Annotated in this window: 14 protein-coding genes and 5 pseudogenes; 6 read left to right on the plus strand and 13 right to left on the minus strand. The window is 59.1% G+C overall.

Annotated features, from left to right (window positions below; translation table 11 throughout):
• Positions 1 to 1206: acetyl-CoA carboxylase biotin carboxylase subunit family protein (locus tag EN818_RS28635; RefSeq protein ID WP_135906561.1), on the plus strand; the 1206-nt coding region annotated here is incomplete at its 5' end.
• Between the two features lie 65 nt (positions 1207 to 1271).
• Here EN818_RS28635 and EN818_RS33895 read toward each other — a convergent pair.
• The 9 genes and pseudogenes from EN818_RS33895 to EN818_RS28680 all read right to left on the minus strand — a co-directional run bounded on the left by EN818_RS33895 (position 1272) and on the right by EN818_RS28680 (position 11627).
• Entirely contained in the window at positions 1272 to 1511 is a 240-nt protein-coding gene (locus tag EN818_RS33895) for an acyl-homoserine-lactone synthase (protein ID WP_245518886.1), read from the minus strand.
• A 608-nt stretch (positions 1512 to 2119) separates the two neighbouring features.
• Positions 2120 to 2890, minus strand: coding sequence for a LuxR family transcriptional regulator (locus EN818_RS28645; protein WP_236379399.1), 771 nt, complete (start codon positions 2888 to 2890; stop codon positions 2120 to 2122).
• Between the two features lie 642 nt (positions 2891 to 3532).
• Positions 3533 to 4888 carry a Glu/Leu/Phe/Val dehydrogenase gene (locus EN818_RS28650; protein ID WP_095521210.1) on the minus strand — a complete coding sequence of 452 codons (1356 nt, stop codon included), beginning with the start codon at positions 4886 to 4888 and terminating at the stop codon, positions 3533 to 3535.
• Between the two features lie 204 nt (positions 4889 to 5092).
• Entirely contained in the window at positions 5093 to 6496 is a 1404-nt protein-coding gene (locus tag EN818_RS28655) for an aspartate aminotransferase family protein (protein ID WP_128362397.1), read from the minus strand.
• 14 nt (positions 6497 to 6510) lie between these two features.
• Positions 6511 to 7989, minus strand: coding sequence for an NAD-dependent succinate-semialdehyde dehydrogenase (locus EN818_RS28660; protein ID WP_095521208.1), 1479 nt, complete (start codon positions 7987 to 7989; stop codon positions 6511 to 6513).
• Between the two features lie 306 nt (positions 7990 to 8295).
• Positions 8296 to 8475: pseudogene (locus EN818_RS28665) on the minus strand (acyl-homoserine-lactone synthase); the annotation flags it as partial.
• A gap of 29 nt (positions 8476 to 8504) precedes the next feature.
• Positions 8505 to 9935, minus strand: a complete 1431-nt coding sequence (locus tag EN818_RS28670; protein ID WP_095521207.1) for an amidohydrolase family protein — start codon at positions 9933 to 9935, stop codon at positions 8505 to 8507.
• 102 nt (positions 9936 to 10037) lie between these two features.
• The gene (locus EN818_RS28675) at positions 10038 to 10223 is read right to left on the minus strand and encodes a hypothetical protein (RefSeq protein ID WP_128362396.1); all 186 of its coding nucleotides are present in this window, start codon (positions 10221 to 10223) and stop codon (positions 10038 to 10040) included.
• A 237-nt stretch (positions 10224 to 10460) separates the two neighbouring features.
• Positions 10461 to 11627, minus strand: a complete 1167-nt coding sequence (locus EN818_RS28680) for a M20 aminoacylase family protein (protein ID WP_095521205.1) — start codon at positions 11625 to 11627, stop codon at positions 10461 to 10463.
• Positions 11628 to 12913: 1286 nt separating this feature from the next.
• Between EN818_RS28680 and EN818_RS28685 the strand changes: the two genes are divergently transcribed.
• Both EN818_RS28685 and EN818_RS28690 read left to right on the plus strand, forming a co-directional pair.
• Positions 12914 to 14572, plus strand: coding sequence for an MFS transporter (locus tag EN818_RS28685; RefSeq protein ID WP_095521203.1), 1659 nt, complete (start codon positions 12914 to 12916; stop codon positions 14570 to 14572).
• A 100-nt stretch (positions 14573 to 14672) separates the two neighbouring features.
• Positions 14673 to 15447: pseudogene (locus tag EN818_RS28690) on the plus strand (transposase); the annotation flags it as partial.
• Between the two features lie 186 nt (positions 15448 to 15633).
• Here EN818_RS28690 and EN818_RS28695 read toward each other — a convergent pair.
• Positions 15634 to 15951 carry a hypothetical protein gene (locus EN818_RS28695; protein WP_095521201.1) on the minus strand — a complete coding sequence of 106 codons (318 nt, stop codon included), beginning with the start codon at positions 15949 to 15951 and terminating at the stop codon, positions 15634 to 15636.
• Between EN818_RS28695 and EN818_RS33900 the strand changes: the two are divergent.
• Positions 15944 to 16226: pseudogene (locus EN818_RS33900) on the plus strand (integrase core domain-containing protein); the annotation flags it as partial. The gene EN818_RS28695 and the pseudogene EN818_RS33900 overlap by 8 nt on opposite strands.
• A gap of 105 nt (positions 16227 to 16331) precedes the next feature.
• Positions 16332 to 17441, plus strand: coding sequence for an IS110 family transposase (locus EN818_RS28700; protein ID WP_095521200.1), 1110 nt, complete (start codon positions 16332 to 16334; stop codon positions 17439 to 17441).
• A gap of 408 nt (positions 17442 to 17849) precedes the next feature.
• Here EN818_RS28700 and EN818_RS33905 read toward each other — a convergent pair.
• The 3 genes and pseudogenes from EN818_RS33905 to EN818_RS28720 all read right to left on the minus strand — a co-directional run.
• Positions 17850 to 18555, minus strand: a pseudogene (locus EN818_RS33905) (DDE-type integrase/transposase/recombinase); the annotation flags it as partial.
• A gap of 24 nt (positions 18556 to 18579) precedes the next feature.
• The gene (locus tag EN818_RS28715) at positions 18580 to 19917 is read right to left on the minus strand and encodes a CapA family protein (protein WP_128362394.1); all 1338 of its coding nucleotides are present in this window, start codon (positions 19915 to 19917) and stop codon (positions 18580 to 18582) included.
• 35 nt (positions 19918 to 19952) lie between these two features.
• Positions 19953 to 20525: pseudogene (locus EN818_RS28720) on the minus strand (aminotransferase class III-fold pyridoxal phosphate-dependent enzyme); the annotation flags it as partial.
• 18 nt (positions 20526 to 20543) lie between these two features.
• Between EN818_RS28720 and EN818_RS28725 the strand changes: the two are divergent.
• The gene (locus EN818_RS28725; RefSeq protein ID WP_095521197.1) at positions 20544 to 20813 is read left to right on the plus strand and encodes a hypothetical protein; all 270 of its coding nucleotides are present in this window, start codon (positions 20544 to 20546) and stop codon (positions 20811 to 20813) included.
• Positions 20814 to 20957: the final 144 nt, after the last annotated feature.

Raw genomic sequence — 20957 nt, forward strand, 5'->3', positions numbered from 1 at the left:
CAGCGTCTTGGTCTTCATCCAATTACCCTGTCGGTTGATCCAGCTCAGTACGACTATCTTGCGGCGGAAGGAAGTGAGGCAATCCGTGTCGATACAGGCAATCTCGATGCGCTGATCGGCGAATGTTCCTGGCTGCGTGCTACCTATGACATTACTGGCATTACATCCTCCGACAACTCGGTTTATGCGACAGTTGGCAAGCTCTGCCGGCACTTCGGTCTGCCGGGACCGGACCCCGCATCGATTGAAGGATGCTGCGATAAATTCACTCAACGTCAGCTTCTCGCGGAGGCTGGCGTTCCAATGCCCGCTTATCGCGGAGCAGCGAATGCGACGGAGGTAGAAAGCTTTGCCGCTGAGATCGGCCTGCCGGTGGTTGTTAAGCCAGCCGTGGGCGTCGGCAGCAGCGGTGTCCGATTGTGCCGCAATGTCGATGAGTTAGCCGAACATACGACCTATTTGTTGGACGGGAGGCACATATGGCGGTCCTCGCCAAGGATGCTGGTCGAGGAATTCGCACAAGGCCCGCAGTATAGCGCCGCAATAATGGGAAATGAGGTCATTTGCATCTCCACCTGTGAATTCGCGCCCCCGCCGCATTTTGTTTATCTTGGGGGAACCGATCCAGCCCCACTGACTGATGACGAGCATGGGCGTATTGCCGACGTTTCGCTGAGCTGTTTGCGAGCTCTCGGGCTTGGCTGGGGGCCAACGAACGTAGAACTGCGGTGGACCAAGCGTGGCCCAGTCGTCATAGAGGTCAATCCGCGTCTTGGTGGCGGTGCTCAAACGATTGAGGCGGCTCACGGTATCGATCTTGTCACCGAACATATCAAGCTCGTGATCGGCGAGCAATGGAACTTGCACCAAAGGCATTCGCATGTTGCGACCGAGCGGCTCCTGATTCCTGATCGCGATGGTATCCTCGATTGGATCGATGGCGACAATCGGGCGGCTGCCATACCAGGCGTCGCCGAGGTGAAATTGTATGTCAAACCCAAGACGCCGATCGTCAGGAAAGGGGATTACCGAGACTGCATCGGATATGTCCTCGCCGCTTCACCTAGCCGTGCTCAAACAGAGGCAATACTCCAGCGTGCCGTTGACTCAATCAGTTGGTCGATCACACCGTTTCCTACCGAACAGGAACAATCAGCGGCCTCTCATGTCTCCACACCTGCGCAGGCGCCCTCGGGTGAAGGGTGATCATCGCCGAACATTGGTGCAATCGGGCGGGAAAGCGAAGGCTCGGTGATGAGACATAAGCTCCCTCAGGAGGCGCGGGTGCTGCCGATTGTGTGCGGTTCGCCGATCCGCGGAAGCGGCCGGCCGGCGCGGCGAGGGATGTGTTCCATGCCCAGGTCAGTCAGGGTGGCAATTCGGCAGAGACAGCGCGACAGGCCGAACTTGATCATGCCGGCGAAGGGCTCGTAAGTGCCTTCGGAACTTTCGACGGCACCCTTCGGCGCAGATGGCGGAAGATCAGTGGAAACGGCCGCTTTCCCGGCCATATTCCGTCCGGAGGAAGACGAAGACTGGTGCTGCAACGCCTTCCAACTTCGTCCTGCACCCATTCTGGCCTCCCGACTAGAGCACGTCCCCGTGATCGATGAATCGATTGTGATGTGACGACGGCGTTTGGGGTAATTCAACATTCATCTCGATGGAGGTGCATTATGGGAAGTCTAGGCGCTGTTACACCGTTAGGTGCTCCCTTGTGTCTTCGCTATTGCGATGCCACATTGGGGAGCCCTATTGTGGCATGCAGTCCCCTTTCCTGCAGGGCCAACAATTCGCAGATATCGCCGCCCAATGAGGATTATTTGCCGAAATTTGTCGGAACGTGCAGAGCGCCGCAGAGGCGGAGATGGTCCATTCCTGCCGATCAAGTAGTTTCACTGTATCTCCGCTCCGCCAAATTCACAACGATCAGCGTGCTATTCTGCCTTTCCCACGCGAGCTCCGTCCGGTGAGATTAGCCCGCGTTATCAGGATCGCGTTGACAGGTTTGGCCGCTGCCCAATGAGGCGCCGACTGGTCGACCAGCGGCCGCCCTATGGTATCGGCGTATCACGCCTTGCTCAACCGCGAACTGCGACTCGGCGGTCAGCGGGGCATCTCAAGCGGGCGATCCGAAGAAGGGCTTGTCAGTTGATCCCAGACTGGAGTTGGCTAGCCTAAAACCTAAGCCTAGTCGCACGGCCGCCTGGGTGATGGTGCGTACGCCGAGCTTCTTCTTGGCATTGTCCAGATGGAAGGCGGCGGTCCGCGGCTTGATGCCCAATATGCAGGCGATCTCCCAGGCGGACTTGCCGCGCGCCGCCCATTGCAGGCACTCATATTCACGGGGCGTCAGCAAAACGCCGTCCACCGTCCTATTGCCGGATAGCTTATGGCGAACGTGAATGTGAAAACAGGTGGCCATGAGCTGAAGAGCTTGTTCATACCGTTCAGCGACCCGGAGAAACGCTGGATTGGGTTCATCAGCGGCAAAAGTAACTGCGGCAAAGCAGCCGCGGCGGTCAACAATCGGGATCGTCAAACCACAGCGGATGCTGAACTCGGCCGCTTCTTCGAACAGCGTCTGCTGAACCTGTGATGTCGCAAAGCCTCGCATATCCGATCCCCACCGAAACGGGCATCCGCCACACCGTGCACGAATAATGACCGGATCCACTTTCTGATACCGGTTTTGCAGGTAGTGCGCGGTCCAGCGACATGGATAGTTCGAGATCAGCCTGGGCTCGCCCGAACGTTGCGGCGGCAATGCCAAATAGGCGAAGGCGAGAAGCTCAAGTCCTGCGACCGCCCCAGCCATGGCTTCGCGAAAATCCGCCTCGTAGACGCTTTCCGACAGCTTTTCCAGGAACGTCTCAAATACAATTTGCATGTCCTTCGATATGCCTCGAAAACTCAATGCCTCAATTTCTCACTGCGCAAGGTCCGGACGTGTGGACGCGAGGGGCAGTCTCCCGACATGAGCGCAGCCGATCTCGCGGGATCGGCCAGCCTGCGACGAGCTCTGTACAAGACGCCGCGAGGTTCGCACGAACTTCGCGCCAATCGTCTTCGCGCCACTGCTGGACTCTTCGAACCGTGAACTCCGAGCCGCTTACTACTTGATGCGATGCACTTCGGCCGCGCGCCGGAAGATACCATGGGGGCAGCAGTGGCGTGGCAGAGATGTCGAAGCTCGATGTGCTATCCCGCGGGTCATCTCCTCAAGCCTTCAATCATAGATGCGCTGCAAGCACTCCTATCCAGCGCCTTGAACAACCTGCGCCCTACCGGTGGGAGGACACCGACAGGGCGCGCCGCGCTTAGGTCCTGGTCGCGTGATGATCTGCCGACGTCCGTGAGCGCTCGGAGTTGCCGCTGTTTGAGCCAACAGCCGCAGCATACAGAAGGGCGCCGTGCCAACGCGAGTGACGTGGACAGTCGCCTGCTGGGCCGACTGAAAGCCTCTCCCTGTGGATCGTCAAATTCCGACATCGCTCGCCTGCGCTTTGTGTTGGTTCTGAAACTAGGGGCTTCAGATGCCTATTGCCTCATAAGCGCCGGCGATCTGGCCAATCGACGCGACATATGCGGCCGTTCTGTAGTCGTTGAGTTCAGGCTGCTCCTCGAGGAGGTTTGCGATACGTGCCCACGTGCTGCGCATGACGTCCTCGAGGCCGGACCGAACTAGATCGATCTCGGCGCCCCCTTCAAGAAAGTCGTCGCGCATGTCGGCGGGAAACGTCTTGCCGGTCATTCGCTCAAGCGCCGTGGCAATTGTCTGGTTGCGTCGCTCCCGCCGCCGCCTCTCCATTAAGCCGAATGGAATGTGGGTCAGGTTCTTCACCCATTCGAAATAACTTACGACCACGCCGCCGGCATTGACATAGAGATCGGGAAGGATCGTGATCCCTTGGGAGCGAAGCATCTTGTCAGCTTCATAGGTGATCGGGCCGTTGGCCGCCTCGACGATGAGTTGCGTCTGGATGCGCTCAGCGTTGCCGACATGGATGGCTTCTTCCATGGCGGCAGGTATGAGAATATCGCACGGCCGTTCCAGGCCAGTCATATCGCCATCGAATGACTCTGCATCGGGAAAGCCGAGGATGCTGCCCGTCCGGAGCTGATGTCGCTTGAGCGCCTCGATGGGAAGGCCTTCCGGATGGGCGACGTAGCCATCGCGTTCGGAAACGACCGTGATCAATGCGCCATCATCCTCGGAAAGGAACTTGGCGGCATGATAGCCGACATTGCCAAAGCCCTGCACCGCCACAGATATCCACTTCAGGTCCCGGCCCTGCTTCAACCCGGCTGTGCGCGGATCCTGTAGATAGCTGCGAATGGCGAACTGCACACCTCTGCCAGTCGCTTCTGTGCGCCCGGCGATACCGCCCTTGGAGAGTGGCTTGCCGGTAACGCAGGCCCGCGCATTGATCACATCCATCGGATTGGCCCGGCGGAACTCGTCGACCATCCAGGCCATTTCCCTCTCGCTTGTGCCCACATCAGGAGCTGGCACGTTGAGCCCAGGACCGATTAGGCCGCGCTTGCTGAGCTCCTGGGTGAAACGGCGGGTAATGCGCTCGAGCTCCTGAGGAGTCCACTCACGCGGGTCGATCCTGAGTGCTCCTTTTGAGCCGCCAAACGGGACGTCGACCAGCGCGCATTTGAGGGTCATCAGCGCTGCGAGCGCCTCAACCTCCTCAGCATCCGCATCGGGCGTGAACCGGATGCCCCCTTTGACAGGCTCGCAATGCTCGCTGTGAACGGAGCGCCAGCCGACGAAGCTGTACATCCGGCCGCGCAGCCTGACACCAAACCGCACTGTGTATGTCGAGTTGCACTGAATGATCCGCTCGGCCAATCCCTCAGGCAGATCGAGGAACTCCATCGCATGGCGGAAATTCTGGTCAACGCTGTGCAGAAAGCTGGTGGGCGAGGAATGCAGCTGAACAGCAGCCCCCGGCCCCATCGCCACTTGCCCTTCGCTGGACCGGAGCTCTGGTACTGTCACCGAACCCAATTGAGAACTCCCTTACTTGGATCACTCGCCTTACCAAGTGCTCGCGGATGAGCGATTCCTGCGGTCGATGTCTCAGATTCTTTGGCCATCGCGGGTGAGTTCATCCATGACAACACGGACAGCGCTTTCGGCGATGGCGACGATCTCTTCGACCTCGGCTTTCGTTACTACGAGGGGCGGGGCAAAACCCAGAATGTCTCCGTGCGGCATCGCGCGAGCAATAAGACCACGGTCACGGGCTGCCTTGGATATTCGCGCGCCAACCTTGAGCATCGGATCGAAGCGCTTCCTATTGTTGCGATCGGCCACGAATTCGATCGCGCCCATAAGCCCGACCCCGCGCACTTCGCCAACGATCGGCAATTGCGAGAATTTCTCCTTCAGCTGGGCTTGGAAAAACGCGCCGACCTCGCTTGCGTTTCCCGCAAGGTCTTCCCTTTCGACGATATCGAGAACCGCATTTGCCGCCGCCGCGCCAATAGGGTGGCCGGAATAGGTGTAGCCGTGAGAGAATGCGCCGACGCGGTCCGCTCCGGCTTCAAGCACCTCATAGACCTTCTCTCCCACCATGGCGGCGGACAGCGGGAAATATGCGGATGTCAGCCCCTTCGCGATCGTGATGAGGTCAGGCTCGATGCCATAGTGCTGTGAACCGAACATGGAGCCGGTACGGCCGAAGCCAGTAATCACTTCGTCTGCAATCAAGAGGACATCATGCTTCCTGAGGACAGGTTGGATCGCCTCCCAATAGCCCGCAGGGGGCGGGGTAATGCCGCCCGTGCCCAAGACCGGCTCTCCAATGAATGCACCCACTGTATCTGGACCCTCGCGCTGGATGAGGTCATCCAGTTCGGCCGCGCGACGCTTGGAGAATTCCTGTTCCGTCTCCCCCGGCTGCGCTCCCCAGTAGAAGTGGGGAACCCCAGTATGGAGAATCCGCGGCAGGGGAAGGTCCATATGGTCATGATAAAAGCTCATGCCGGTCATTGAGCCGGAGATGACGCTACAGCCGTGGTAGCCGCGCTCGCGCGAGATGATCTTCTTCTTGTTTGGCTTGCCCCGAAGGTTGTTGTAGTACCAGACGAGCTTGGCCTGTGTCTCGTTGGCGTCCGAGCCGGACATCCCGTAGAAGATCTTGCTCATCTTGTTTGGCGCCATCTTCACGAGGCGGTCGGACAGAATCGCGAGTTCGTCCGTCGTGTGCGCGGCGTAGGAATGGTAATAGGCGAGACGATAAGCTTGACGAGAGATCGCCTCGGCGACTTCGGTCCGGCCATAGCCGACGTTCACGCAATAGAGACCGGCGAAGCCGTCGATCAGTTGGTTGCCATTCGCATCCTGGATGCGAATCCCTTTGCCTGTCTCGACGATGGTCGGATCGCCAAGCTTACCGGTGGCAAAATCCTTAAGTTGCGTGAATGGATGCAGGACGCTGTTCCTGTCCTTTTCGCCGATTTCCCCGATGTTGATCGTCATTGGACGCAATCCTCTCACGCTACAAGATTCCCGAAGCAGGTGTATTTGGGTTCCAGATACTCGGCGATGCCATGTTTGGAGCCTTCCCGGCCAAGACCGGACTGTTTCCACCCGCCAAACGGGATCGGCGCACCAGTGAATTTCGGCGTGTTGACCGCGACCATGCCGTATTCGAGCCGATCGGTGAGCCGCATCGCACGGTTGAGGTCTCGGGTGTAGACATAGGCCGCGAGGCCCATCTCGGAATTATTCGCGCGCTCGAGCACCTCCCCTTCGTCGTCAAAGGGCAAGATAGCAGCCACAGGCCCGAAGGTTTCTTCCCTGGCCACCCGCATGTCGTCAGTCACGTCGGCGAGCACCGTCGGTGTGACAAAGTTCCCGCCGAGAAAGTTGTCTTGTGCGCCGGTCACCATTCTGGCCCCCTCTGAGAGAGCCTCGGAGATCTGCTGCCTGCACTTTTCGGCACCAGACGCCTTGGTCATTGGACCGATGTCGACCCCCGGCTCCAACCCGTGCCCAACTTTCAGATCTCTGGTGGCCTGTGCGAATTTCTCCACAAACTGTTCATAGACTCTCCTCTGCACGTAGATTCTGTTCGCCGCCAGGCAGTCCTGGCCGGATGTGGCGAATTTGGCAGCCATGCAACCGGCGACCGCAGCTTCGATAGGTGCGTCGTCAAACAGGATGAAGGGAGCATTGCCTCCGAGTTCCAGCGAAGCCTTTTTTACGGTTTTCGCCGACTCCTGGAGCAGGAGGCGACCAACCTCGGTCGAGCCGGTAAAGGAGAACGCCCGCACCACGGTATGCTCCAACAAACGCCTGGCCAGCGGCGGCGCCTCACCAGTTACCACCTGGAACACGCCAACGGGGATGCCGGCTTCCTCGGCAAGGCGGGCGAGCGCCAGCGCCGATAAGGGCGTTTCTGGGGCCGGCTTGACGATCATGGGGCAGCCAGCGGCCAGCGCGGCTCCAGCTTTTCTGGTAATCATTGCCGAGGGAAAGTTCCATGGGGTGATAGCGACAGTCACTCCGATCGGCTGCATCTGCACGGCCAGCCGGCTCCCGGCGAGATGGCTGGGGATGGTTTCGCCGTAGGCCCGCTCACCCTCTGCGGCAAACCAGTCCAGAAAGCCAGCCGCATACGCAATCTCACCTCGAGCTTCCGCGATGGGCTTGCCTTGTTCGGCAGTCATGATCACGGCTAGATCTTCCGCGTTTTGACGCATACCGGTTGCCCACTTCCGCAGATATGCGCCACGTTCTGGGGGAAGCATGTCGCGCCACCGGAGGAACGCGGCTCTCGCGAAAAGAACCGCATCGTCCACATCCGACGCTTTGCAGGCGGCTACCTGGGCCAAGGCTTCGCCAGTTGCAGGATCCACTATCGCGAGGCTTTCAGATTTTGAGGCCCAAGTCCCATTGATATATGCACATTCTTGCAAAAGGTCCGGCCGTCTGAGCCTCTGCAGTGCAGTGGTTGCGGTGCCCCTCATCAATGACTCCAAGTGGATGATTTGATGCCTTCAAACTAGCTTTCCCAGAGCGTCGATTGACGGCAGAATTGCAGCGCTCAAGGCCGGTTTCCTGCAAACATCGCCTCAACGCTGCAGGATTGGGGAGTGACCGAACTATCTTATAGACGTTGCGCTTCTCTGCGCAGTCACGTCGACCGTGCGAACTGGACGGTGATGAACGGCTACAGCCGAGTCCGCTTGAGCCCGGAAAAGAGAAGCGGGCTCGGTTCACGAGCACCCGGCGCCCTTCACGACCACAGCACTGGACATGAAGAACGTCCTCCTGTCGCTGGAGGCTCGGGGATATCCGGCCACCGCACCGGTGGCGCCGATTGTGTGCGGCTCGCCGATCCGAGCAAGCGGCCAGCCGGCTCGGCGAAGGATGCGCTCCATGCGCAGATCGGTGACGGTGACAATTCGGCTGAGGCGGCGAGGCAGGTCGAACCCGATCATGCCGGCGAAGATGGCCACCGGGGTCTGAATACCATTTTTGATCAGACGTCGCTCAAATTGTAGACTGCACGATTATTCTTATGGAGGACCATGCGCGCCGCCTCTATCGCCTCGTCGAAGGCGAGACTTCCGCCTACGACATAGTCGGTCAACGCTTTCGCGAGATATCGCTTACCCCACCGTCCGGCGAGCCAGAACAATTCGGGAACGTGGTAGTTGTCGCTCGCAAACAGGATCTTTGAGAGCGGAACCGCCTCCATGACCTGCTTATACCTCTCGTAGAGGCTCTGGTGGACGAACGGGGTCATGATCGACAGCTCGAAATAGCAGTTCGGATACAGGTGGCTCAGCCATGCCGCCTTGCCGACCGAGGGATAGCCGGCGTGCAGCGGGATGATCTTCGGCATCCGCATCATGTTGTCCTTGTCGAACCGGACCACTTCCTCCAGGTAGAATGGGTCCTGATTGCGCAGGATCACCTCTGGCGCTTCGCCGTCGCCGGTGTGGATTTGCATCGGCATGTCCCGCTTAAGGCATTCCTCCAGCGTCATCGTGAACGTGTACCGCCGCAGGTCCTTCGAGACATTGAACGCCGCCTGCCGTTCCATGAACGGCAATTCCGCGTAGGATTTCCGCATCGCATTCCACGACTTTGCCGCAAGAGTCCGATCGTAAAGCGGTTCGATTAGGCCGATATACGGCAGCAGGTAAGACTTCATACCGACGGACTTCTTGCCGAGATTGCCCGTGCCATCCATGATGTCGAGAAGGCGTTCGAAGTAGAGACCCTCGAATTCGTCGAAAGAAATCTCCATGCTAAATAATTCGCGCTGGATCTCCTCGATGCGGGCAATCCTGTGGGTCCGGCAGGGAAGGATTGCCTCTTCGAATTTCTCGATGGCCGGCCGGCCGCAGCTTTCGTGGTAGCCGGTATCGAGCATGATGTTTTCCAGGTTGACGTCGCGGAAAAGGGCGTTGACGTAGGACCAATAATCCCGGCCACGGTCATTCCGTGCCTCGATGACGGCTTCGAATGTTGGTTCGCAATTCAGGAACTGTGCCAGCTCCTTTGTCAGGAATTTGATGAAAATGCTTTGGGACAGATGGTACGTCATCTCATCGACCTTGGCCTGGATTCCGTATGTCTTGTCAAGGTCGTGCCGGGTTGCCTCGTCACCGGTGAGCCAACGGTTATAGATCCCTGCGGGGAAGTAGTTAGGAAAAGGGTATCCGGCCAGCGAAATGCGCTCAAGATAGCGCTGGGGGGTAGTAATCGCATCGCGGTCGGTAACGAGGTGACAATGCGCGTCATCAAGCGGGAGCGCGTTGACCACATCGAAGATCTTGAAGAATTCAGGATCCTGCCTTCCACGGAACAGGGGTAGGTGACGCAGGTAAAGAGAAGTCGACGACGTCGTCTTCGCGGGACTTGCGGCCAGATCGCTCGACATCTCGGCGACAGGGTTGTTCATTTGATGTCATCTCCCTCTGTCAAGTTTACGGCCGCGTCGCGTACACATGCAGCCTCCAAATTTCGGCCAGAACATCCTGAGATGCATCTGGAAGGCGGCGGTTCAGTCCACCGACACTCGTCTCTGTGCCGCCCTCAGTTCCAAGGCCTCGTCGAGGGATGGCGCAGCGGCGAGAAGCTTGCGGGTGTAGTGTTCGCGGGGATGCTTCAGAACATCGCGCGGGAAACCCGCTTCGATGATCCTCCCCGCCCGCATAACCAAAACGCGGTCGGCAATGGCTGCCGCCAAGTAAATTTCATGTATGATTGAGAACATACGCCAACCCCCGCGATGCTCGAAGTTCCAGCATCAGCTATGATGATTTGGATATCAACTGATACGTCCAGCATGCTGACTGGCTCGTCGGCGACTTCCAATTCGGGCTCCATAGCGAGTGGATGAAAACTCTGCGGTTTTATGGATATGCTCGTTATTTGTTCTCCCTCATTGTTCCGGCAACTAGACTGGATGGGTTTGCACCAACCTTCACGCCGCCAGCATCGACGTCTCGACCAGCTTTACCCAGTAGCCGATGCCGTAAGGTATGGCTTCATCGTTGAAGTCAAAGGCAGGGTTATGTACGTCGGCAGTTGAGCCATTCCCAATATAAATGTAAGCTCCTGGCCTCGCCTCCAGCATATACGCGAAATCTTCCGCTCCCATTGTAGGTTTGAGCCGGTCTGTCACTGCATCGTGGCCCACAATGTCGCGCGCGGCCTTAATCGCCAGACTAGTTTCTTCCGGATGATTGACGGTGACGGGCTCCAGACGGTGGTACTTGAAGTCGATACCGCCGCCGAAGGCGCGCGCAATTCCGTTCGCGGACTCGGAGATCTGTCGTTGGGCAAAATCGCGCAGTGTGGGTGAGAGAGCTCTAACAGTCCCAGATATCTGAGCGTGTTCTGGAATGCTGTTATAGCCCTCCCCAGCGCGCAACTGGGTAACGGAGACGACGAGCGACTCGAGCGGGTCCGTGTTGCGCGAAACGACACATTGCAGCCCAACGATGATCTGCGCTGCAATAACGATGGGATCGATTATCCTTTGGGGATACGCCGCATGGCCGCCGCGGCCCTTCACAAAAATGTCGAACTCGTCAACCGAGGCCAACGCGAGGCCGGGGCAAATCCCGAATTTGCCTATCTCCATTCCCGGCGTGCAATGCATGCCATAAACCTTTGAGATGCTGAACCGGTCCATGATACCTTCCTGGACCATTCTGTGGCCGCCTATGCCCGCTTCTTCCGCGGGCTGAAAGATCAAGGCAACGGACCCCTTGAAGTTGCGAGTCTTCGCAAGGTATTTGGCGGCGCCCAGCAGCATCGCCGTATGACCATCGTGGCCGCATCCGTGCATCTTGCCGGGTATGGTCGACGACCAGGGTTTGTTCGAGTTTTCAAGTATTGGCAGGGCGTCCATGTCCGCCCTCAACCCAATCGTAGGTCCGTCTCCGCCTTCGCCCTGGATTAGCGCAACAATACCGGTCTCAGCGATCCCCGTCTCGATATGGTTGATACCGAAAGAGGCCAGCTTCTCGGCCACGAACCTAGCCGTGTTGTGTTCCTCATAGCCGAGTTCGGGGTTTTCGTGCAGGTAACGACGCCACTCGGTTACTTCATTCTGCAGTTCCCGGAAGGCCTTAATGCTGCTCATGTGAACGTGTCTCTGTTGGGATCGTCGTACTGTTTCATTGGCCGATGTTGCTAAAAAGCGACCTGCCAAGGGCGGCGCTCGCGAAACAAATTTACGCGAACTCCATTCAGGTGAGACTAGCTTGCGCGATTAGATTTGTATTGACACGTTCGGTCAGTTTCTTGACATATGCCGCCATATCGGCACTGAATGACCAATTGGCCGTGTTGGGTGAAGACGACCACAGTTTCGCTTAATTCACTTCCGCGAAAGCGTGGTAAGCGCTCAGGCAACGTCTGCCGCGAGCAATGCGCGACGCCGTCATCTCATTGCCATGCACCCGCTCCGTGGCAAGCACTTGGGCCTCGATCAGCGCACAAGCGAGCACCAACGTGCAGGCCTGCCTGGTCGGCCAGCGTCGACACGCCAGGTAAGGGCGGCCGGCGAAACCCCGCTCCCCCACTGACTAACTAGGCCCCAGAGGTAGTCCGCTCTCCCCTCCCCACCACTTGGCCTAACTGCCTGGACCGAGCCTCGCGACTTGCTGCTCCGGACTTGCCACTGCGAACTTCTTCCCGGGCTACTACGGTCATCATCACGAAACAACGTGCCGCACGTTGTCGTACTGACGTCTGTCGCGATCTTTTCCGTCGACGGACGTTTCGTGGCTCCCCGTTCTGTCGTCGACCATCGTCGCGATTTGGCCGCCACATCACCTCCGCACCGACCTGCTCGGCTGCGATACTCATTGGACGCCGGATCACTGCAAACTTTCGGCCCTTTTTGCAGGAATGGGGACTGGCTCCCGCGCTACGCTCTCCAATGCGGAATCAGCGAACAGCGAAGAAGTACCTAACGGCTGGAGGCCACAGGGTGCATGACCAAGTTGTTTGCAGCACAAACCAAAAACCGAACTCGTGGTTCGACGTGCCCGAAGCGCGAACCGGGGGAAAGGTCATCATGGTACCGGAGCTCACTTCATCGGCCGCAGGGTTAAGAGCAACGCTTTGCATGTATGCTAGCCAAATAGAGGCTTTGCGCCGTCTTAAGAGCAACTCGAGTAAGCAACACAGGCCTGTCAGGCGGCTGAAGCTGCTCATCAGAATGGGACTGCGGTAGTCAGTTCAGGTGGAAGATGATGATCGGCGCACCAGCGTTACATCGTGCCGAGGTATGCTGAGGACGTACAGCTGTAAGCCGAAGGGATTTGGCGATTGCAGGGCCCCTTCAATTCCTTGAGTTGACTTTGCGTGGCAGGACTGGTCGAGCACTCGATCTCACAGATAAAAGCCAAAGGCTAAGAGGAAATGAAAAAGACGGCAGGCGCAGATGCGAATTTAAGCTCGCCGCCAGCGCCACTTGCGCCCCTCAGAAACCGGACCTTTCGTTCGATCTGGCTGGCCACGCAGGTCTCCAGCCTTGGATGGCTTATGCAGACGGTTGCCATCAGCTGGCTGATGGCGACAATCTCGACTTCCGATCTGATGGTCGCGCTGGTACCGGCGTCATCGACGCTTCCCGCATTCCTTCTATCTGTCTTTGTCGGGGCCATCGCCGACAATTTCAACCGTCGCCGGGTCATGTTCGCCGGCCGGTGCATTATGGTCATAGCATCTGCAATGCTCACTGCGGCTGTGGCGCTGGGCTTTGTCGACCCTTGGATGATCCTCGGCTTCAGCTTCTTGATCGCATGCGGCGGCGCTCTCAACGATCCGGCCTGGCAAGCCTCGGTCGGCGATATCGTGGAGCGACGCGATGTTCCCGCTGCCGTTACCCTGCTTTCAGTCGGCTTCAACACTGTCCGGACAGTGGGCCCGGCGCTCGGCGGCATCGTGGTTGCCTCGTTCGGGCTGCTGACGGCCCTCGCCGTGACCACACTCACATACCTGGTACCTCTGGGGACCATATGGCGCTGCAAATGGAAGGTTCGCTCTTCGCCTCTGCCGCGCGAGCCGATGAGGACGGCGATCTACGACGGGGTGCGCTTCACGGCGATGTCTTCGGAAATCAAGGCGGCGATCGCGCGCGGAACTCTCTTTGGCCTGGCGAGTATCGCCATACTAGCGCTGCTGCCCCTGGTTGTCCGCGATCAGCTGGGAGGAGGACCGGTCGCCTTTGGCGCCCTCATGGCCGGCTTTGGGACAGGCGCTGTCATCGCCGGCATCTCCAATGGCATGTTAAGACGGATCTTGTCTCAAGAACGACTGATGACGCTCGCATGCGTCGCTTGCGCTGCATGCTCCCTTTCCCTTGCACTGACCTCCTCGATTGCCGTGGCCGCAATTGCGCTCGCCTTGGGCGGCGCGGGTTGGGTCACCGCCTGGTCCGGGGTTGGCGTAAGCGTGCAGTTGGCGAGCCCGCGCTGGGTCGTGGGTCGCACCATCTCGATCTATTATGCATTGATAGATGGCGGCATCGCGGCGGGCAGTTGGGTGTGGGGCACGGTGGCGCAGAACCACTCTCTGACCTGGGCGCTGGGGGGCTCTAGTGGTGCTCTGTTGCTCGTCGCTGCGGCCGGCGTACTGTTTCCTCTTCGCGAACGCCACGAATCCGAGCCCGATCCTTTGGAGCAATTCAACGCCCCGGCAGTCGCCCTCAATCTCAAGCCTAGAAGCGGTCCCATCGTCGTCAAGGTCGATTATCTGATCCCTGAGAAGAACGTTGAATTTTTCCTGGAACTCATGCGCGAACGCCGGCATGTACACACCCGCGTCGGGGCTCGGCACTGGACGCTCCAGCGCAACCTTCAGAAGCCTATGCAGTGGACGGAAACATTCCGCACGCCGACCTGGACCGACTACCTTCGCCTGAACCATCGTCTCACGGAAGCAGACAAGGAACTGGACAAACGTGTGCTCCAACTGCATGCGGGAGAGCTCCCACCTCAAATCACGCTTTGTATCGGCCGACCAACAACCCCCACTCGCAAGCCCGAGCAATCAGCAGCTTACTTTCTCCACCGTTGACTCTAGTCCTAGTCGTGAACGAAACGCCAATCTCCTCTGTGGAGCGCACCCCATTTTGACCGGACAGGCGGCATAGCCGATAAGGCATAGGCATGCGCCTATGAGGACGACTATGTCCAAGAGTTCCGATGAGCCGTTTCGGCGGGTCGAAGATATCACCTCGGTGCAGCGCCGCCGGCGCTCGTCCGTCGCCGAGAAGGTTCGGCTGGTGGAGGAAGCCATGCAGCCGGGCATAAGCGTTTCCTACGTGGCACGACCCGCCGGTATTTCCCCCTCCCAGCTCTTCGCCTGGAAACGCCGCATGCTCGAGGGCGGCCATGCCGCCGTTCAGGCCGACGAAGATGTTGTGGGCTCTTCCAGGTCCGCGAACTGGAGAAGCGGGTGCGCGATCTCGAGCGCATGCAGGGCAAAAAGACCATGGAAGCCGAGATTCTCAAGGAAGCCCTTGACCTCGCTCGCCCAAAAAAACGGTCGTCGCCGTTGCTGTCGTGGAGCGATCCCGAGGGCGATTTCCAACGAGCGCGATTGCCAGAACCTGGGCGTCTCCCGGTCGAATCTGATTGAGCGCAGCAGCAAGCCCTCCAAGCCGCGTGGGCCCTATCGCAAGCCCGAAGACGTCGCCCTGCTCGCCGAACTGCGCGATCATCGACCAGCGGCCCACCTATGGTTATCGCCGGTGCGGCATTGCTGAATCGGCAAAGGCGCAAAGATGGCAGGCCCATGGTCAATGCCAAGCGTGTCTCAGGGTCATGCAGCAGAACGGACTGACCCTTCAAAAGCATACAGCTCTGCGGCCCACCCGCACCCACGACGGTGTCGTTGTTGCCCTGCGTTCCAACATCCGCTGGTGCTCAGATCATCTGGGAATCCTGTGTGTTTGTTTTGCTGTAAGGTGGGCGCGGGAAGAAGGCCGTGGGAATCCTGGTCGTCGGGTCTTGCCCGACAGGCCGCGGCATGGCTCGGCTCCCTTCCCGCTTCGAAACCATCAACCTGAACAGTTGCACGAGGCTGCTGCACAGACCTCGCACCACAGGAAGAGGCACGGTGATGATACAGCATAACTACATCGGTTGCGACATCTCCAAGGACATGCTCGACATGTTCGATCCGTCGAGCCGCAGCTTCCGGCGGCTCGCCAACCAGGCCGGGCCGATCGCGGCGTTCGTGGCCGGGCTGGCGCCGGGCGCGATTTCGTCGTCTTCGAGGCGACCGGCGTCCACGACCGGCTGTTGCGCCACGCTCTGGCCGAGGCCGGCATCGACAGCGCCAGTCGCAACCCCGTCCGGATCCGCTGCTTCGCCGAGGCCGGCGGGCTTCTGGCCAAGACCGACAAGCTCGACGCCCGCCAGGACTGCACAGGTGGCCACGGCCCTCGGCATCGACCTACTCTACACCCCGGTTCGAAGCCCACAGAGCAACGGCATGTCCGAGGCCTTCGTCGAAAACCCTAAAAAGGGACTATGCCTCGATCGTCATCCTCCCAGACGCCGACACCATCCTGGCCTTGCTGCCCAAATGGATCGACGATTATTGTGAGGTCACCTCGCGAGTTCTTGCGCCTCAGTGCCTAAACCCAACCGCCGCATGTCCGGTGAAAATGGGGTCCACTCCACTCTGCTTTCTCCGCTTTCTCGCTGCGTCGACGGATGGCTAGACGTCATGTTCCAGGGCTGAGATCGGTGGCCCGCCCTTTCGTGCGATTAAGAGACGAGGGTTGCTCGGATGGGCCGAGCCGATCCTCACGCACGGAGGGCGAGCCATGGGAGAGTATAGCGAAGCGTTTGTCGCGTTTGATGTAGCCAAGAAGAAGCACGCGGTGGCGATCGCGGAGGGCGGCCGCACCGGCGAGGTCCGGTTTGTCGGCGAGGTCGAAAATAGTCCTGCAGCGATAGAGCGGACGATCAAGAAGCTGGGAAAGAAGTATGATCGACTGCACGTCTGCTTCGAGGCCGGGCCGACGGGTTACGGGTTGTGCCGGCAGGTTCGCGATCTTGGTCACGACTGCATGGTGGTTGCGCCGGCCCTGATCCCGAAGCGGTCGGGCGAGCGGATCAAGACGAACCGACGGGACGCGGTCACGCTGGCGCGGCTGCATCGGGCGGGCGAGCTGACTGGAGTGTGGGTGCCGGACGTCGTCCATGAGGCTGTCCGCGATCTGGTTCGGGCCCGGGAAACTGCAGGCGACGATCTGCGCCGTAAACGCCAGCAACTGCTCTCCTTCCTTCTGCGCCATGGCCGGATCTACGAGGGCGGCGGTCATTGGACATTGGCGCACCGGCGCTGGCTTGCCCGCCCGAGCTTCGAGCATATGGCGCAGCAGATTGTCTTCCAGGAGAAGATCGACGCGATCGAGGACGCCGCTCAGCGGCTACGCCGCCTGGACGAGCAGTTACGCACCATCGTGCCGACCTGGTCCATGGCACGGGTCGTCGAGGCCTATCAGGCGATGCGCGGCGCCTCGTTCCTGGTCGCAGTGATCTTCGCGGCCGAGATCGGCGATGTGCGCCGCTTCGATACGCCGCCGCAGTTGATGGCCTTCCTCGGCCTGGTTCCGGGAGAGCGCTCGACTGGCGATACGGTCCGCCGGTCGAGCCTTACGCTCGCCGGCAATCGACGCGCCCGCCGCGCCTTGGTCGAAGCGGCTTGGACTTACCGCTACCCCGCCAGGGTCAGCGAAGCGCTGAGGCTCCGGCTCGAGGGTCTGCCGAAGGCTGTCCGCGACATCGCCTGGAAGGCGCAAATCAGGCTCTGCACTCGCTATCGCCGCCTGTACGCCGCCGGCAAGAAGCCACCAGTGGTCGTGGCCGCGATCGCACGCGAGATGGCCGCCTTCTTGTGGGCTATCGGTCGGGAGGTCGCACCGTCATAGACAGGTCTCGACCCGACCCGCTGCACAGCGTTGGGGGTGGGGCCACGGTGGGGAACTCCCGTCGCTAGTTATGTGGCCGAGCCAACCCGCTCGACGCCCGCCCTCTAGACAGAGGACAGCCCCGAGACGAAGACACGGAAGGCGGTATCCAACCCGCGGATGAGAGTCTGATCAACCGTCGTCTCAGAGCTCCACCCCCAGCCCTGTGCAGCTTCAGCCGATCCGACTGCTTCGCCCACGCCGAGCAGACCATCCGTCTTGCGCTCAGCCTTGACAGGGAACATGAGAGACTAGGCGCTGGCGAAGTCGGTACTCCACCCGACAATCAGGCACCCGAGGACCAGCGCCGCCAAAACTGTCCGCGACTTAGTGAAACGACCGTCCGCGACTTAGCAGGATCTCTGTCCGGCTTTTGCGAAATTCGCACTGGATGGGCTTGCCGGGCGCGATGTAGTGCCACTCGACACGGTGATCGTGCTGCCACTGCAGGATCGCCCACGACGTCAGCTCGGTGCCGTTGTCGGAGACGATCATCAGGGGCGGGCCGCGCACCTCGACGCGGAGCATCGATTTCCCGCGCCACGCGCATTCCTGAGAGCGGCGTGTCGACCACGAAGGGCCAGGCTCTCGCGAGTGAAGTCGTCGACCACCGGCAGGACCCCGGAACCGCCGCCGGTCGGCCTGAATGTCCGATACCAAGCCGAGGCTCCAGCGCTGGTTCGGTCCCTGCGGCAGTGTCATGGGCGCTCGCTGCCCAGCGCCCGCTTGCGGCCGCCGCGCTTCTTCACCGTCAGCCGTTCCTCCCAATAGAGACGGAACAGCTTCTTGTGATTCAGCTCGGTTCCCTTTCGCCGCAGCAGGACATGCTGCCGCCGGTAGCCGAACCGGCGCCGCTCGAGTGCCAGTTCCTCAGCCGCATCCGCACGGCGGTGCCGTCCGGCCGTCGCGACGCGTAGCGGAAGGTCTTCGGATCGAGCCCGTCTAGGCCGTAGGCACGCCGCTGCGCGTAGCACTTCTTTTCGATCGCCCAAGTCAGTTTCCTGGTCCTGGGCGTCAGAACTTTCCCCCCCAACGCTTCCATCAGCGTCGCGACGTTTGGCATCGACCCCGCCAGGCCCCATGGGAGTCCTACGATTCACTACTCAGGCACGACGCTCGAGCGGGCCCAACCCTGCCCTAAAACCAGATCGCAATAATCTTTCATCTTGATTAGGTCACCACCCGTAGCGTTGCCGATCTCGTCAAGACGGTCGCCCAGCTTTTCGAGCTGCATCGTCCTCTTGCCTTTGTCTAAGGATATGTTCCGAATAATGGGAATTGGTTGAGCGCTCTTTAAATAAGTTCGCTGTTCACCAGCAATTGTCCTGCCCTTTGAAATATTTAAGTTCAATACAAGGCTTAATATGAGGTGCGGTGCCGTAAACCAGTCCCATGTGAGGCTGCCAAGGGAATAGGCTATAATCGCGGTACGGTGCGGATCCCCCTTGGGGCGATAATACTCAACAGGTTGAATGACGTGCGGATGAGTGCCTAAAATCAGATCAACACCCTCTTCTACCAGGGCGTGAGCCGCTTCGATCTGTCCAAGCAGAGGAAAAAACTCGAATTCCACTCCCCAATGGATGGACGCGATTATAAAATCACAATCCTGTTCTTTACAATCAGCGATCTGAGCTCGCAGCAAATCTAACTCTGTAGGTACATGTCGAGACATGAGTCTAGACACGTGAATTCGGAATTCATGCCCTGGAGGCAATGCAAATCCGTTAAGGCTGTATGTAGCGGAAACAAAACCAATTTTGATCCCATTTTTTGTGAGGGTCTTGCATTTGCCATACTCGGCTTTATTCCGCGGGGCGCCAATGGTAAGTATTCCATCGCTTTCTGCGATGTCCTGCGTGCGAGTAAGCTCGTCAACACCAAGGTCATTTGCGTGATTATTCGCCATATTAAGGACGTCGAAACGCGCAGTGTTATGAGACGTCAATGTACGGTACTGCTCAATTGTGCAGCACATGCGAAACGAAGTTATATCAGGCATTACTTCATTGACTTTGTGAGCATCGGCAACCACGGATTCATAGTTTGCAAAGGACACGTCTTTATCGAAGACGACATCTTTAATTTGCGAGAAAAGCTGATTGTTTGATGCTTCCAGGTCCGCGGCCTGAATAAGATCGCCACACGCAGCTAGACTGACGGCGGTCTCTTCAACCCAGCCAGTCGGCAATGATATGTCGCCAGCTTTCAACGACGATAACGCGTCTGAGACCTCTCGCGAGGTTTTCGTAATGGGATACCTACTAGTGTAAAACCAGTACTCAAGGCCGTTGCCCGTCCCCTCTGGCGTGCCGTTTGCCACCTGGTGTAAAGGAAACTCCCACGATCCGCGGACTTCAGCCCTACGTATAGCTTCGAGCGCCTGTTCGTTGGGCTGGAAGACCTCAATTGGATCAATTGGAAGCCGGATTGTCATGGTGGTTGCTCCGATTTGGGGGGTAATAATCGATCTCAGAGATTGGCAAACACACTCCTGCCCGCGTACGCTGTCTTCGAAGCGATGCCGGCTTGCTCGCGGGTCAGGCAGAGCGGCGGGGCAAGACCAAGAATGTCGCCCTGCGGCATGGCGCGGCCGATGACGCCGTTTGCGGCAAGTGCCGTTGCCACCTGCGGCCCGATCTTCTGCGAGGCGTCGAAGAACACCCGGTCGTCCCCGTCGGCGACGAACTCGACCGCCGCCAGCATGCCGTCACCGCGAACCTCGCCGACATTTTTGTGGCCACCGACGGCGTTGGCAAGCTCCACACGGGAATAAGCGCTGGTCTCGCGGGCATTTGTCACCAGTTCCATCTCGTCGATCAGTTCGAGATTGGCCACGTCCGCAGCGACGCAGATCGGATGCGCCGAATAGGTCCAGCCATGGCCGAGCGAGCCTAACTTGTCGGAGCCCTCAACCAGCACCTGCCGCATCTTATCGGCGACGATGACGCCCGGCAGCGGCGCATAGGCCGAGGTCAAGCCCTTGGCGATGGTGATCAGATCAGGCTTGATGCCGTAATGGTCGGAGCCGAACATGGTGCCCATTCACACAAAGGATGCGTCGTGAAGCGGTTGGTGCACCATGTAGTCGACCTCGCCGTTTGCGACAGCCAGATGAATTGTGGGATGATGCGCTATCTGAATCTTTTTAACCGGATAGCCGAGTGCCTCTCGGCCACGCTGTACAACCAGATGTTGGAACACGGAGTTCTCATCTTCGCCTTTTATCGGTCGGACGACTATGCCCTTTCCAGGGAGATCTTGAGCCGACGCGCTGGGTGCGCGGGCAAAGGTGAACAAAGCAACGGCGGTTGCCAACTTTTTCAGAACTGACGGGATCAATCGCAACTTACTCAACGATCTACTGTTTTTGCTCGGTTCGCCTCGCGGAACGAAGGGAGTGAGGATCGCGAGGGGCCGCGAATCCCCGTCCTGCGCCGCTAACACGTTGCGCGGCGCAAAACCATCATCGAAAGG

Origin of the sequence: Mesorhizobium sp. M3A.F.Ca.ET.175.01.1.1 (genome assembly GCF_004791945.1) — a bacterium.
Lineage (GTDB): Bacteria > Pseudomonadota > Alphaproteobacteria > Rhizobiales > Rhizobiaceae > Mesorhizobium.

Bases quoted from the DNA above. Each gene is read 5' to 3' on its own strand.
- EN818_RS28645 (WP_236379399.1), bottom strand. From the start codon at position 2,890: ATGCAAATTGTATTTGAGACGTTCCTGGAAAAGCTGTCGGAAAGCGTC.
- EN818_RS28660 (WP_095521208.1), bottom strand. From the start codon at position 7,989: ATGAGGGGCACCGCAACCACTGCACTGCAGAGGCTCAGACGGCCGGAC.
- EN818_RS28715 (WP_128362394.1), bottom strand. From the start codon at position 19,917: ATGACAATCCGGCTTCCAATTGATCCAATTGAGGTCTTCCAGCCCAAC.
- EN818_RS28695 (WP_095521201.1), bottom strand. From the start codon at position 15,951: ATGCCGAGGGCCGTGGCCACCTGTGCAGTCCTGGCGGGCGTCGAGCTT.
- EN818_RS28685 (WP_095521203.1), top strand. From the start codon at position 12,914: ATGAAAAAGACGGCAGGCGCAGATGCGAATTTAAGCTCGCCGCCAGCG.
- EN818_RS33895 (WP_245518886.1), bottom strand. From the start codon at position 1,511: ATGGCCGGGAAAGCGGCCGTTTCCACTGATCTTCCGCCATCTGCGCCG.
- EN818_RS28650 (WP_095521210.1), bottom strand. From the start codon at position 4,888: ATGGAGTTCCTCGATCTGCCTGAGGGATTGGCCGAGCGGATCATTCAG.
- EN818_RS28680 (WP_095521205.1), bottom strand. From the start codon at position 11,627: ATGAGCAGCATTAAGGCCTTCCGGGAACTGCAGAATGAAGTAACCGAG.
- EN818_RS28670 (WP_095521207.1), bottom strand. From the start codon at position 9,935: ATGAACAACCCTGTCGCCGAGATGTCGAGCGATCTGGCCGCAAGTCCC.
- EN818_RS28655 (WP_128362397.1), bottom strand. From the start codon at position 6,496: ATGACGATCAACATCGGGGAAATCGGCGAAAAGGACAGGAACAGCGTC.
- EN818_RS28700 (WP_095521200.1), top strand. From the start codon at position 16,332: ATGGGAGAGTATAGCGAAGCGTTTGTCGCGTTTGATGTAGCCAAGAAG.